The 15,393-nt window shown below is 46.4% G+C and carries 10 protein-coding genes; 9 read left to right on the top strand and 1 reads right to left on the bottom strand.

The window, feature by feature from the left end; all coding sequences use genetic code 11:
- Positions 1 to 5: 5 nt before the first annotated feature.
- From Selli1_RS00480 to Selli1_RS00445, 8 genes are all read left to right on the top strand, one after another.
- Positions 6 to 1,217 carry a transglutaminase domain-containing protein gene (locus tag Selli1_RS00480; protein WP_158099209.1) on the top strand — a complete coding sequence of 404 codons (1,212 nt, stop codon included), beginning with the start codon at positions 6 to 8 and terminating at the stop codon, positions 1,215 to 1,217.
- 160 nt (positions 1,218 to 1,377) lie between these two features.
- A complete protein-coding gene (locus tag Selli1_RS00475) occupies positions 1,378 to 2,448 on the top strand; it encodes a carbamoyl phosphate synthase small subunit (RefSeq protein WP_281845700.1) in 1,071 nt (356 codons plus the stop codon).
- On the top strand, positions 2,448 to 5,648 hold the full coding sequence (gene carB, locus Selli1_RS00470) for a carbamoyl-phosphate synthase large subunit (RefSeq protein WP_118636322.1): 3,201 nt from the start codon (positions 2,448 to 2,450) through the stop codon (positions 5,646 to 5,648). Before Selli1_RS00475 ends, carB begins: the two co-directional genes overlap by 1 nt.
- An 87-nt stretch (positions 5,649 to 5,735) precedes the next feature.
- Positions 5,736 to 6,410: a response regulator transcription factor gene (locus Selli1_RS00465; protein WP_087167787.1), complete on the top strand. Its 675-nt coding sequence runs from the start codon at positions 5,736 to 5,738 to the stop codon at positions 6,408 to 6,410.
- A 7-nt stretch (positions 6,411 to 6,417) separates the two neighbouring features.
- Positions 6,418 to 7,425 (top strand): sensor histidine kinase, encoded by a 1,008-nt coding sequence (locus Selli1_RS00460; RefSeq protein ID WP_281872019.1) that lies wholly within the window; start codon positions 6,418 to 6,420, stop codon positions 7,423 to 7,425.
- A 133-nt stretch (positions 7,426 to 7,558) separates the two neighbouring features.
- On the top strand, positions 7,559 to 8,326 hold the full coding sequence (locus Selli1_RS00455) for an ABC transporter ATP-binding protein (RefSeq protein WP_087167789.1): 768 nt from the start codon (positions 7,559 to 7,561) through the stop codon (positions 8,324 to 8,326).
- Entirely contained in the window at positions 8,319 to 10,298 is a 1,980-nt protein-coding gene (locus Selli1_RS00450; protein ID WP_281872018.1) for an ABC transporter permease, read from the top strand. Before Selli1_RS00455 ends, Selli1_RS00450 begins: the two co-directional genes overlap by 8 nt.
- Positions 10,299 to 10,382: 84 nt before the next feature.
- Entirely contained in the window at positions 10,383 to 10,736 is a 354-nt protein-coding gene (locus Selli1_RS00445; RefSeq protein ID WP_243272985.1) for a cupin domain-containing protein, read from the top strand.
- 108 nt (positions 10,737 to 10,844) lie between these two features.
- Here the strand turns inward: Selli1_RS00445 and Selli1_RS00440 are convergent, their stop codons facing one another.
- Positions 10,845 to 11,948 (bottom strand): pyridoxal phosphate-dependent aminotransferase, encoded by a 1,104-nt coding sequence (locus Selli1_RS00440; RefSeq protein ID WP_281872017.1) that lies wholly within the window; start codon positions 11,946 to 11,948, stop codon positions 10,845 to 10,847.
- Between the two features lie 135 nt (positions 11,949 to 12,083).
- On the opposite strand from Selli1_RS00440, the gene Selli1_RS00435 reads away from it, so the two are divergent.
- On the top strand, positions 12,084 to 15,392 hold the full coding sequence (locus tag Selli1_RS00435; RefSeq protein WP_281872016.1) for a DUF5717 family protein: 3,309 nt from the start codon (positions 12,084 to 12,086) through the stop codon (positions 15,390 to 15,392).
- Position 15,393 lies beyond the last annotated feature (1 nt).

Below are 15,393 nucleotides of genomic sequence, written 5' to 3'. Positions count from 1 at the left end.
AAAGCATGAGAAAAAGAGAAAACAGATTCTTAAAAGGATGCGTTGTTCTGTGCGTCATATTGATTCTGGCAGTTGCGGCAGGACTTGCCGGTTTGTTCCGCGGGTCTGTGTCAACGGTTAAAGAGAGGACTGCTTCTTCAGCAGAACAGCCGGTATTTCAGGAAGTCGAAATTCCGGCCGAAGAAGTAGCGGAGAAATTTTATTACAGTACGTTAAGCGAAGAAGAACAGCAGGTGTATCAGGCTGTTCTTCAGGGTGTCCGGAATAATTCGGAAACGATTAACGTGGAGATGACAGATGCAAAGCGGGTCAACCAGATTTATGAATTTGTTCTGAATGATTTCCCGGATATTTTTTGGTGCAGCGGTGCGGCGGAGACGACAGCTTATCAGATTCCGGGAGGAGGATATTCTGAGTTTTGCCCGGAGTATACCTACGAGGGGGAACAGAAGGAACAGATGCAGGCGCAGATTGAAGCGGAGGCAGAGGCCATTCTTGGTGCGGCGGATGTATCACAGAGCGATCCGGAATATGACAGAATCCGGTATGTCTATGAATATGTTATCCGTTCGGTTGACTATGTGGAAAATGCAAGTGACAGTCAGAATCTCTACAGCGCGCTTGTCAATAAGGAGTCTGTCTGCGCCGGTTATGCGCGGGAGACCCAGTATCTTCTGGAACGGCTTGGAGTATTCTGCACATATGTCACAGGGACAACCAGAGGACAGCCGCACGCATGGAATCTGGTCCGGTGTGACGGGAACTATTATTACGTGGACACCACCTGGGGCGATCCGGTCTTCCTTCAAACCGACGGCGGGTCGATTCCGGAAGAACAGCAGATTCAGTACGATTATCTTTGCTGCAGTGAACAGGAACTATTCCGGACGCACGAACTGGATGCAGATGTTACATTTCCGTCCTGTACTGCTGTGAACGATAATTACTATGTAAGAGAGGGATGCTATTACCAGCGTTTTGACCAGGACCGGATGCAAAAACAACTGAATGAGGAGATTTCTTCCAAAGAGCCGGTTTCTGTCTTCAAGTTTTCAGGGCAGTCAGCTTACGAAGAGTCCAGAGACAGGCTTATGAACGGGCTGATACGGGATGCGGCATCGATTCTGGCACAGCAGAACGGCCTTTCAAGTGCCCGGTATTCCTATCAGGACGATCCGGTTCTGTGTAAGATCACCGTTTACTGGCAGTATGAATAAAAAGGAAGAAAATTCCGGAAAAGCGTTGAAAAACAAAAAGAGATATGGTAAAATCTTTACAATTTGAGAAGGAGGGCGCTCGAGTATCGAAAAGACACTCATGCGCCTTTCTTTTTGCGCAAACAAACATATAGAAACTACGAAGGGATAAGGTGAAGCTATGAAAGCATTTCTGATTTTGGAAGACGGAACCGTCTTTGAAGGAACAAGCATCGGCTCGAAGAGAGAGATGATCAGTGAAATTGTCTTTAACACCTCTATGACAGGTTATCTTGAGGTCCTTACGGATCCTTCTTATGCCGGACAGGCAGTTGTCATGACTTACCCGTTAATTGGAAATTATGGAATTACTCCTGACATGGAGTCGAAAAAAGCGTGGCCGGACGGCTATATTGTGAGAGAACTCTCCAGAATGCCGAGCAATTTCCGGTGCGAAGGAACGATACAGGAATTTCTGGAAAAGCAGGATATTCCGGGCATCGCAGGCATTGATACCCGTGCTCTTACGAAGATCCTGAGAGAAAAGGGAACCATGAACGGTATGATTACAACCAATGCTGCCTATAATCTGGAAGAGGTACTTCCGAAGATTGCGGCATATGAGGTTGGAGACGTTGTTTCCAAAGTAACATGTAAAGAGCCTTATGTGCTTCCGGGAGACGGCTACAAGGTTGCGCTGATGGACTACGGTGCAAAGAACAACATTGCCAGGTCCCTGAATCAGAGGGGCTGTGAGGTTACCGTGTATCCGGCTCATACAAAGGCGGAGGAAGTACTGGCGGCAAACCCGGACGGGATCATGCTTTCCAACGGCCCTGGAGACCCGAAGACATGTACCGGTATTATCGAAGAAGTCAGAAAGTTTTATGAAAGTGATGTGCCGATTTTCGCGATCTGCCTCGGGCATCAGTTGATGGCACTTGCAAATGGGGGAGATACCCACAAGCTGAAATATGGACACCGCGGCGGAAACCATCCGGTGAAAGACCTGAGCACAAACCGTGTTTACATTTCCTCACAGAATCATGGTTATGTCGTTGATGACGCAACCTTGAGTCAGGAAATCGCAAAACCGGCGTTTGTCAATGTCAATGACGGAACCAATGAAGGAATGGAATACACCGGAAAGAAGATCTTTACCGTACAGTTCCATCCGGAAGCATGTCCTGGACCGCAGGACTCCGGATATCTTTTTGACCGGTTTATGGAAATGATGGGAGGGGACAGATAATGCCAAGAAATCAGGATATTAAAAAAGTATTAGTAATCGGATCCGGGCCGATTGTCATCGGCCAGGCAGCTGAGTTTGACTATGCAGGAACACAGGCCTGCCGTTCCCTGAAAGAGGAGGGAATCGAAGTTGTACTTCTTAACTCAAACCCGGCCACCATCATGACAGATAAGGATATTGCAGACAGGGTTTACATCGAGCCTCTGACGGTAGAAGTAGTAGAAGAACTGATCCGCAAAGAAAAGCCGGACAGTATTCTTCCGACACTGGGAGGCCAGGCCGGACTGAATCTTGCCATGGAGCTGGATGAGGCAGGATTTTTAAAAGAAAACAATGTGCGTCTGATCGGAACGACATCCGAAACGATCAAAAAGGCGGAGGACCGTCTGGAATTCAAGGCCACAATGGAAAAGATCGGAGAGCCGGTGGCGGCATCCCTTGTCGTGGAAAACGTACCGGACGGCGTGGCATTTGCAGAGGAGATCGGTTATCCGGTCGTTCTGCGTCCGGCTTATACCCTTGGCGGAAGCGGCGGTGGTATTGCCCATGACCGGGAGGAAATGGTGGAGATTCTGGAAAACGGACTTCGTCTTTCCCGTGTGGGTCAGGTACTTGTAGAGCGCTGTATCGCAGGATGGAAAGAGATTGAATATGAAGTGATGCGGGATGGAAATGGAAATTGCATTACCGTATGTAATATGGAAAACATCGACCCGGTCGGTGTTCATACCGGAGACAGTATTGTTGTGGCACCGTCTCAGACGCTGGGGGATAAAGAGTATCAGATGCTGAGAACTTCTGCTTTGAATATTATCAGCGAGCTGAACATTACCGGAGGGTGTAATGTGCAGTATGCTCTTCACCCGGATACGTTTGAATACTGTGTTATTGAGGTCAATCCGCGTGTGAGCCGCTCTTCTGCACTTGCATCCAAGGCGACAGGATACCCGATTGCAAAAGTGGCGGCAAAGATCGCACTTGGCTATACTCTGGACGAAATCAAAAACGCCATTACCGGAAAGACTTATGCAAGTTTTGAGCCGATGCTGGATTACTGTGTTGTCAAGATCCCGCGTCTGCCGTTTGATAAATTTATCAGTGCCCAGAGAACACTGACCACACAGATGAAAGCGACCGGGGAAGTCATGAGTATCTGTGACAATTTCGAAGGCGCACTGATGAAAGCAATCCGTTCTCTGGAACAGCATGTAGACAGCCTGATGTCCTACGATTTCTCGGATCTGTCTGATGAGGAACTGATGGAAAAGCTTCATATTGTAGATGACAGACGGATCTGGATGATTGCAGAGGCCCTGAGAAGAGGCGTTTCCTACGATGTCCTTTACAGCATTACAAAAATTGACAAATGGTTTATTGATAAATTCGCCATCATTGTAGAGATGGAGAAAGCCCTGAAAGACGGACCGCTGACACCGGAACTCTTAAAAGAAGCAAAACGGATCGAATTTCCGGATCATGTCATTGCATCTCTGACCGGTAAGACCGAGGGAGAGATCCATCAGATGCGCATGGACAACGGAATCCGTGCGGCATACAAGATGGTAGATACCTGTGCGGCAGAGTTCGCTGCAAGCACACCGTACTATTATTCTGTATTCGGCAGTGAAAATGAAGTAGAAAAAACAAGTGGAAAGAAGAAAGTTCTTGTCCTTGGCTCCGGCCCGATCCGCATCGGTCAGGGAATTGAATTCGATTTCTGCTCCGTACATTGTACCTGGGCATTCAAAAAAGAAGGCTATGAGACAATCATCGTCAATAATAACCCGGAGACAGTCAGCACTGACTTTGACATCGCAGACAAACTTTATTTCGAGCCGTTGACACCGGAAGATGTGGAAAGCATCGTAGATATTGAGAAACCGGACGGCGCTGTTGTGCAGTTCGGCGGACAGACAGCCATCAAGCTGACTGAGGCACTGATGAAGATGGGAGTTCCGATCTTCGGTACTTCGGCAGAAAATGTAGATGCAGCGGAAGACAGAGAACTCTTTGACGAAATCCTAGCAAAATGTAAGATTCCGCGCCCGACAGGTGGAACGGTCTTTACAGCAGAGGAAGCGAAAAAGGTTGCAAACGAACTGGGTTATCCGGTTCTTGTAAGACCGTCCTACGTTCTTGGCGGCCAGGGCATGCAGATTGCCATCAACGACCATGATATCGACGAGTTTATCGGAATCATCAACCGGATCGCACAGGAGCATCCGATTCTGGTAGACAAGTACCTGATGGGAAAAGAGATCGAGGTTGACGCGGTGTGCGACGGAGAAGATATCCTGATTCCGGGTATTATGGAGCATATCGAAAGAGCCGGTATTCACTCCGGAGACAGTATCTCCGTTTACCCGGCCCAGAGCATTTCCGCAGTAACAAAGCGGAAGATCGAAGAGTACACAAGAAGACTTGCCAGAGCTTTGAATGTCATCGGTATGATTAACATTCAGTTCATTGTTTGCGGGGAAGAAGTGTACGTCATCGAGGTGAATCCAAGATCCAGCCGTACCGTTCCGTATATCAGCAAGGTGACAGGCATCCCGATCGTTCCGCTTGCAACAAAAGTCATTATCGGACATAAGATCCGTGAGATGGGATATACTCCGGGACTGCAGAAAGAGGCGGAATACATCGCAATCAAGATGCCGGTATTCTCTTTTGAGAAAATCCGCGGGGCAGACATCAGCCTTGGACCGGAAATGAAGTCCACCGGAGAATGTCTTGGAATTGCGAAGACATTTAACGAGGCGTTATACAAAGCCTTCCTTGGAGCTGGCATCAAACTTCCAAAATATAAGAATATGATTATGACCGTGCGGGATGAGGACAAGCCGGAAGCGGTAGAGATCGGACGCAGATTCGAGGCTCTCGGATACCGGATCTTTGCAACAGCCGGAACAGCGGAAGCCCTCAAAGAAGCAGGGGTAAAAGCAATTTCTGTCAACAAGATCGAGCAGGCATCACCGAACCTTCTGGATCTGATCCTGGGACATGAGATTGACCTTGTTATCGATACTCCTCCGCAGGGAGCAGATCATGCAAGAGATGGATTTACAATCCGCAGAAATGCCATCGAAACAGGTGTGACTGTACTGACTGCGATGGATACGGCAGGAGCACTGGTAACAAGCCTTGAAAATACCAATATCAAAGAACTGACTTTGATTGATATCGCAAAAGTTCAGTAGTATAATTGAAGACAGAACATAAAAGAGAAGCGCTATGGTCCATCCGGATCATAGCGCTTGGTAATTTGACAGCAGGAGGGAAGCGTTATGTACAAAATTCTGATTATCGAAGATGATATGACCATTGCAGAAACCCTGGCATCCCATCTGACCCGGTGGGGATATGAGGTGAAATATGTGGAGGATTTCAAGAATATTCTGGAAGAGACGGCGGCCTGTTCGCCGCACCTTATTCTTCTGGACATCATGTTGCCGTTTTTCAATGGGTTCCACTGGTGCCAGAGAATCCGGGAATTTTCCAAAGTGCCGATCATCTTCCTGTCATCGGCATCTGACAATATGAATATCGTCATGGCCATGAATATGGGCGGAGATGATTTTGTAGAAAAGCCGTTCGACCTGAATGTTCTGACGGCAAAAGTTCAGGCACTGCTGCGGAGGAGTTATTCTTTTCAGGGAAATATCAATGTGATTGAGCATAAAGGCCTGATTCTGAACATGAGTGACGCTTCGGTTCTGTATGAAGGTGCGCGGATTGATCTTACGAAAAATGAATATAAAATTTTACAGTGCCTGATGGAACGTGCGGGGAAAATTGTCTCCCGGGAGGACATTATCACGAAACTCTGGGAGGACGACAGCTTTATCGATGACAATACGCTGACAGTCAATATGACAAGGCTGAGGAAAAAGCTGGATAAGGCCGGCCTGCCGGATATCATTCTGACCAAAAAAGGAATCGGTTACATGATAAAGGAGTGAGAGAACCATGGTGAAAGGATATTTGAAAGACAGGATGCTGGCCTGGGCGGTTTTTCTGTTTTTTTACGCGGCATTGTTTCTGATCGGATATTTATATGATATTCCGATGGAAAAGGTCTTTTATATAGCAGAGTTTACTCTGGCCGGAGCGTTTCTCTGTTTTCTGGTGGATGTGACGAAATATGCAGGCCGGTGGAAAGAACTGAAGCGCCGGATCGAGACGATGGATACCTGTTCCGGAATATTTTATACATCACCTGGAGCGATGGATGCTCTTTACCGGCAGCTGATTGAGAAGATGGCACATGAAAAGGAAGAGGTTCTGTACGAGGATGGACTCAAATATAATGATATGATGGATTACTACGGCATGTGGGCGCATCAGATTAAGACTCCGATCGCCGCCATGCGGATTCTTCTGCAGTCCGGCCGGGAGAGTGAAGAAGAAAAGATTGACCGGAAACTCTATGATTCTCTGCAGATGGAGCTGTTTAAGACGGAACAGTATGTGGAGATGGTGTTGTCCTACCTGAGAATCGGTGACATATCCAAAGATATGGTACTGACAAACTGCGATCTTGGGAAAGTGGTGCGCCAGGCCGTCAAGAAGTACTCCAGACTGTTTATCCTGCAAAAGCTCTCGCTGGAACTGGGTGAAATCAAGGAGACGGTGCTGACAGATGAAAAATGGCTCTCCTTTGTGGTAGAGCAGATCCTTTCCAATGCGCTGAAGTATACGAAAAAAGGAAAGATTTCCATCTATATGAAGGACAGTGACCATCTGGTGATTGAAGATACCGGAATCGGGATTTCCAGCGAGGATCTTCCGAGAATCATGGAGAAGGGCTATACCGGATATAACGGCAGAAAGGACAAAAAGTCCACCGGAATCGGCCTTTATCTCTGCAAGAAAGTGATGGACAAATTAAACCACGGGATTCAGATTTCCTCCCAACCGGATAAAGGAACGAAAGTAACGCTGGACCTGGGGCGCCGGGAACTGGATGTGGAATAAGCGGGATTCTCTACCTTTCAAAATCGTAAGGTTTGCGGATGGATTGTAAGCCGAATCGATGGAAAAGACCATCGGGGGTTGACTATAATAAAGGCATAGAAAAGAACAGAATTTCAGAAAGGTGGAGAAGCAGATGACGATTCTTGAAGTGCAGAATCTAAAGAAAACATATACAACACGTTTTGGAGGGAATCAGGTAGAAGCCCTGAAAAATGTGACCTTTTCCGTGGAAGAAGGAGAGTACGTCGCAATCATGGGAGAGTCCGGTTCCGGAAAGACGACACTTTTGAATATTCTTGCAGCGCTGGATAAGCCGACAGGCGGGCGCATCAAGCTGAAAGGGAGAGATCTTTCTACAGTGCCGGAGAGGGAGATCGCAACATTCCGGAGACAGAATCTGGGATTTGTATTCCAGGATTTTAATCTTCTGGATACTCTTTCCATCCGTGATAATATCTTCCTTCCGCTTGTGCTTGCAGGAAGGAAGTATCCGGAGATGGAAAAGCGGCTGGAGCCGATCGCAAAGAGTCTTGGAATTTATGAGCTTCTTTCCAAGTTTCCCTATGAAGTATCCGGAGGACAGAAGCAGCGGACGGCGGTGGCCAGAGCATTGATTACCAAACCACAGTTGATTCTTGCAGATGAGCCGACCGGTGCGCTGGATTCCAGGGCTGCGGACGATCTGCTGAACCAGTTTTCAAGGATTAATCAGACGGGACAGACCATTCTTATGGTAACCCACTCTGTGAAAGCGGCAAGCCATGCCGGCAGAGTCCTTTTCATCAAAGATGGCGAAGTCTTCCATCAGATTTACCGGGGCAATATGAAAAATGAAGAGCTGTACCAGAAGATTTCAGACACCTTGACGGTACTGACCACAGGAGGTGAGCGGCATGTTTAAATCGATTTACATCCGGCTTGCATTCACCAACCTGAAGAAAAACAAACGGTCGTATCTTCCGTTTCTGGTAACCAGCATCATCACGATCATGCTGTTTTTCGATATGTCGATCATCATGGACAATTCCGGAATTAAAGAAATGCCGGGGGCAGGCAGCATGAGAAGCATTCTCGGATTTGGTACAGTCATTGTTGCAATCTTCGCGTGTGTATTTCTTTTCTACACAAACAGCTTCCTGATCAAGCAGAGGAGAAAAGAGATCGGCCTTTATAATGTTCTCGGAATGGGAAAGAAAGAGATTGCCATTATGATGTTCTGGGAATCCTTGATGGTCGGAGGCGCCAGTATCCTGGCGGGAATTCTTGGCGGAATTATCCTTGGAAGACTGATGTTTCTTCTGCTCTATAAGATTATCGGATATCAAACATCCCTTCAGTATGAAGTGACGGGCAGCAGTATCAGCACGACCCTGATTCTTTTTGCGGTAATTTTTTTTGTAGCATTTGTATCCAATCTGATTCAGGTGCGTAAAGCAAATCCGATTGAACTTCTCAGAGGCGGAAATGTAGGTGAAAAAGAGCCAAAAACCAAGATTTTGCTTACTGTTTTCGGAGTCGTGACAATCGCGGCAGGTTATATACTGGCCAATATCGTAGAAAATCCGATTGAAGCGATCAGTGTCTTCTTTGTAGCGGTGCTCCTTGTCGTTATCGGAACATACGCGTTGTTTGTTGCAGGAAGTATAGCATTTTTAAAACTTCTGAGAAAAAATAAATCTTTTTATTATAAGGCGAAACATTTTCATTCTGTCTCCGGCATGATTTACCGGATGAAGCAGAATGCAGTAGGACTTGCCAATATCTGTATTTTGAGTACAATGGTACTGGTTACGCTTTCAACGACAGTCGGCCTGAATCTGGGAATGGAAAACATAATGGGAAACCGGTTCCCAAAGGAGCTGATTCTAACCATTGATCAGAGCAATGAGGAAACGATCCGGACTGTGGATACCATAGTGGCAGAAGAACTGAACCGGCAAGGAATCCGGCAGGAAAATGGATATCGGTGTCAGTACGTCGCCATGGTGACGGATAAAGAAAAAGATGGATTTTCCTTCTATGCGTTCGGCAGTCTCTTTTACCCTAACCGGGTGCTGGTACAGATTGCTCCGGTATCATACTATAATGAGATGATGGGAGAAAATCTGGAGCTTTCGGATCAGGAAGCAGTCATATACACTTCTTCCAAAACGCCTTATGGAAAGGATCATTTCCGGATTGAAGACACGGATTTTACCATTGTAGAAGAGCCGGATGCAATTCCGATGGAAAAGAAGCAGAACTTCCCTGTAATGGAGTCTTATATCCTGTTCGTCAAAGATCAGACGGTCATTAACAATCTGATCTCATCCCTGCCGGAATCCGGAGAAGTATCGATGGAATATTCCTATGGGTTTGATCTGACCGGAAGCGAAGAGAAAAAAGAGGCAGCAGCAGAGGCCATTACCAACAGGATTCAGAATGATTACGGAATCGGAGGATACCTGGAACTCCGGGGCGTCTACGAAGAAGATTTCCATATGTTTTACGGAAGCTTCTTCTTCCTTGGAATTTTCCTCGGCGGTCTGTTCCTGATGGCAACCGTACTGATTATCTACTATAAGCAGATTTCCGAAGGATTTGAGGACCGGAACCGGTATCAGATCATGCAGAAAGTCGGCATGAGCCGGCGGGAGGTTAAAAAAACCGTCAACAGTCAGATCAGGATGGTATTTTTCCTGCCGCTTGGACTTTCGGTTCTCCATCTGGCAGCGGCATTCCAGCTGATTCGAAGACTTCTTTCGTCATTTAATCTGACGAACACAAACCTGATTGTTGCATGTACAATTGGAACGGTTCTTATCTTTGCGTTGATTTATGCGTTTGTCTTTAAACTGACGGCAAGAGAATATTATAAAATTGTTACCAGATAACCGGGAAAGGGCACTGTGTTTGAAAATGCAGTGCCTTTGTGTTATGATAAAACCAGTTTGGAAAAGAAGCAAAAGGAGGGCAAGATGATGATTACACATAAGGAAGAACGGGAAATTCAAAAGGCAGAGCACGCTTCCGGCGGTGCGGGATACATTCTCAAAGAAGCACTGATCAAAGGAGAACAGCTTGGAGATGGCTGCGGCATGTTCAGCGAGGTGACAATCAAGCCCGGATGCGAGCTTGGATACCATGAGCATCATGGCGAAACAGAAACGTATTACCTTTTAAAAGGAAAGGGAATCTACAATGAAAACGGCACAAAACGCGAAATCTGTGCGGGTGATGTGACGTTCTGCCCGGACGGAGAGGGCCACGGACTTGTAAATGACGGAGACGAGGATATCATATTTATCGCTCTCATCCTGAAAAAGAAATAAAAAAATCTACAGGATTTCCGCATGCGGCGGGCTGCTTTTGCAGCAGCGTTTTCCGCTGCAGTGCGGTTTTTTCTGTAGAATCATCTTTCGGGAGAAGAATTCCCGGACTTATCGCGATTTTGCGAAAAATTCTTGGACTGCCTGGAGCAGTGCGGTATTCTGTTCCGGAAGCATCAGGCAGAACCGGAAAAACTGAGTTCCGAGTCCCTCGAAAGAGGAACAGTCCCGGATCATCAGCTTCTGGCGGATCAGGCAGTCAAAAAGACCGGATGCCGTGAGGGAAGGATCCAGAATCTCAACAAGCAGGAAGTTGCTGTCACTCGGATAGACACGAAGAGCAGGAATTTCAGAAAGTCCTTGTATCATGCGGGTACGCTCGCCTGATATGAGGGCTTTTGTTTTAACGATAAACTCTTCCTCGCAGAACAGATGCTCTCCGGCAAAGGTTGCAACACTGTTGACACTCCACGGATTCTGGTGCGTCTTTACATGATCAAGAAAAGCACGGTTTCCGGATGCACCGTACCCGAGACGGAGTCCGGGAGCAGCGAAAAATTTGGAAATTCCCCGGATTACCATCAGATTCGGGAATCTGGAGACGAGAGACATCGCAGAAACTTCTCTGTCGGCGAATTCCGCATAAGTCTCATCGATCATTACAAAAATACCGGCTTTCATACATCCCTCCAGAAGTTCCGCAATCTCTCCGGTTGCAAGTGCGCGGGCGGTCGGATTGTTTGGATTGCAGAGAATCAGAAAGTCTGCATTGTGAGCCGTCAGAAAGTCAAGCAGATCATCCGTGTCAGGCTGAAAGAGGTGTTCCTTTTTCGGAAACCATGTTGTAAAAGAGATTCCGGCAAGATTCAGTTCCCTTTCGTACTCCGAGTAGGAAGGACCGACCTGAACGGCACGTTTTCTCCCGGAGGACTGAATCAGCAGAGAAATCAGCTCGGTAGAACCATTGCCGACAAGAACATGGTCCGGGGATATATGACAGTAGTTACCGATTGCCTGTTTCAGACCTGTATACTCCCGGTCCGGATAATGAGTCATCAGGCGGGAAAAATTCTGACAGACAAGTCCGGCTGTTTTCGCGGGAAAACCGAGAGGATTAACATTTGCGGAAAAACAGATAATTTCCTCCTGCGGCAGATGGTAATATTGCGCGACCTGCTCGAGATCGCTTCCATGAAAAGCGGTTGACTGGCTCATAGTGTATGTCCTCCTAATATTTATAGTTACAAGTTTGACAAGTTTTGATAAATTTTGCACAGGCATTGCCATATGACAGGGAATAATGTTATAATTTCAATTATAGTATATCTGATAAAAAATGCAATGCAAGAGGTGGAAGGCTTGAAAAATAAGATTAAACGCTTTTCAAATGGAGATTTTAGTAAGGAGCAGCCGGATGTAAGGTTTTCAGAGACCAACCTGGTGCTTTTGATTGGAGAAGGGGAAACATTTCAGGGGAGTTTTACGATTGAAAACAGAAAAGAAGCACCGGTAAGAGGACTTGTCTATTCCTCCTCTTTCCGGATACATCTGAAAGAGAGTGGATTTGAGGGGAATCCGGTTGTGATTTCATTCACCTACGATGCAGAAGGGCTGGAGCCCGGATACGTGGAAAACGGAACATTTACCGTGGTTTGTAACGGAGGTGAATATGAGCTTTCCTTTACAGCAGTGATTGAGCGCCCTTATCTAATGACATCCCATGGAAAGGTGCAGAACATGAAGGATTTTAAACTCCTGGCGATGAAGGATTTCCTGGAAGCGCGCAGGCTGTTCCGTTCCATGAGTTTTTATGAGATCCTTCGGTATGAAAATCCAAGGGTGGTGGCGCTCTATAATAATATGCGGAAATGGTCTCTTGGAGAGCAGGCAGTGGAGGAGTTCCTTGTGGGAATCAAGCAGAAGGAATGCCTCTTCCTTTCTCTGTCCGAGTACGAAAAGAAGTTTGAAAGCCCGAATGAGGCGGTGCGGGAGAATATAATCATTACCAAAAATACATGGGGTTATATGCCGATCCGTGCCTCTGTGGAGGGTAATTTTATCCAGATCACGCAGAAGGAGTTTACAACCGATGATTTTGTCGGAAATACGCTGGGATTCCATTATGTGATTACTCCGCAGGTTCTTCATGCCGGAAGAAATTTCGGCCGGATTATTTTTACAACTCCGTACGAACAGATTGCGTACGAGATCGAGGTGACACGGGAAGGAGTGCATACTCCGAAGCATGAGCAGACCTTTTATATGACACAGATTATAAAAGGATATTTTTCCTGTATTACCGGAACGAGCGATCTGTTAAGCTGGGCAGAGGATACGGTGCAGCTGGCCGGGCAAATGGAAAATCTTGGACGGGATGCGGCATTTTGTTCTCTTGTAAAAGCACATGCATACCTGGAAAGCGGTCAGACCGAGGAGGCCGCCAGGATTATCGAAGAGTATAATTACGGACGGTTCGACATGATGAAGCGTCCGGAAAATACAACATATTATCTGTATCTGACGGCGCTTCTGAAAAAGAATGCAAACCATACAGAACATGTGACCGATGAGATAAAGAAGGCATATAATAAGCACCCGAAAATGTGGAGCGCTCTTTGCATGCTTGTTGATATTGATCCGGAATACAGAAATATTACAAGAAGGCTTGCCGCGCTGGAAAAGCATTTCTATGCAGAAAAAGCAGGTCATACACTTCTGTACCTGCAGGCGTTTAAATGTTACCGGGAAGATCCGGTCTGTCTGAAGAAACTTGGAAATTTTGAAATTCGGGTTCTGAGTTTTGGATCCAGATACGGTCTGTTTACACGGGAGCTTGCCCTCTATACAGCGAATCTGGCAGGGCAGCAGAAGAAATTTGACAGACAGCTTTTCAGACTTCTGGAACGTCTGTATACAGATTATCCGGACCCGATGGTGCTGACTTCCATCTGTACGCTTCTGATTAAAGGAAATCAGATCCGGTCCGAGTATTTCAAATGGTATGAGCTTGCGGTAGAACAGGAGATGAAAATCGTACAGCTCTATGAATATTATATGATGACCATCGAGGAGGAGCGAGTCAAAGATCCGCTTCCAAAAGCGGTATGCCTTTACTTTATGCACGGGAATACGCTTACTTATGAAAAGACAGCGTTTCTTTATGCCAATATCATACAGTTTCAGGATGAGGCAGGAGAGATTTACGCCTACTACCGTGACAAGATGGAGGCGTTTGCGTGGGAACAGCTTCTGAAGCGCCATATCAATGAGCCGCTTCGGATTATCTATAAGAAATTCTGCACGGAAGAAAATATGACGGAAGACAGGCTGGAAGCGCTTAACGATATCTGTCATGCTTACGAAGTCAGGACAAAGCTCCCGTTTATGAAGTCTGTCATGGTGATTGAGGAAGACGGGGAAATCCACCAGAGAGTCGGCGTTGTTGATGGCAGCGCGATGATTTTCCTCTACGATAAAGATTCCAGAATTATCTGGGAATCCATGGACGGACGGCATTATACCGATTCGATTCCATATGAAACGACCAGACTTTTTTATGAGATGCGTTTTGTCGAACTGTGCAGAAAATTTGAAAAGAAACCGGATCAGGAAGAAGAATCCGTGCCGGTTCCGGAGCTTTCCTTTGAGAATATCGAGAAACATGGAATGGAGCTGTTTGCGGACGAGGAGATTTTTGATCTTTGTACGAAGAAAATTCAGGAAGACGGATATGAAGAGGAGGAGACTCTTCTGGAAGTATGTTTTGTCCTCTTCCAGAGAGGCCATTTCGACAGGACGACACTGACGTATCTTTCCATGTATTACTGTGGGGCTACCAGGAATATGAAACAGGTGTGGCGCGCGGCGAAAAAGGAGGGGGTACCTTCCGGCAAGATTGCAGAGCGTATCATCACACAGATGGTCTTTTCCGAAAATATTTTCGGAGAAGAGGAAATTTTCTGCGATTACTATGACAGTGGAAACGGGTATTTCCGCCTGATCAGAGCGTATCTTGCGTATATCTCCCGGGAGTATCTGATGCGGGAACGTCAGACAGGAGAGTCGGTATGGAAAGTTGTGGAGAAGGAAGCGTCTGTTGGAGAGCAGCTTCCGGATATCTGCCGGATTTCATATTTAAAATACTATTCAGAGCATGATCTGGAAAGCGCGTCGGAGGAACTGCTTAAACGTTTCTTAAGAGAACTTTGTGAAAAACAGGCTGTCTTTCAGTTCTATCTGAAATATCCAAGGCCATGGCTGCAGGAGGTGATGCTGTATGATAAGAGCATTATTGAATACCGGGCCAAAAAAGGAAGCCAGGTTGTAATTGAATACAAGATCAGAAAAGCGAAAGACCAGGAAGATGAACAGCCGTATCAGAAAGAAATTATGCCGGCTGTTTATGAGGATATTCATGTAAGGACATTTATTCTTTACAGCGATGAGATTCTCGAATACTACTTTAAGGAATTGAAGATGGATGGAAGTACGGCAGTGTCCGAAAAACATGTACTCCGCCTTGACGGTGAAATACCGGCTGTCGGAACTTACGGACGGCTTGATGATATGTCGGAGCTTACAAAAGAAGCCCTGAAACAGGCCATGAATGAGTACAGCCGTGAGAAGGAACTGTCACAGGAATTATTTATGTTATACTAGA

Origin of the sequence: Sellimonas catena (genome assembly GCF_027924685.1) — a bacterium.
GTDB lineage: Bacteria > Bacillota > Clostridia > Lachnospirales > Lachnospiraceae > Sellimonas > Sellimonas catena.
The sequence above is the reverse complement of the archived record's forward strand: the minus strand, read 5'-3'. Positions and strand labels throughout refer to the sequence as shown.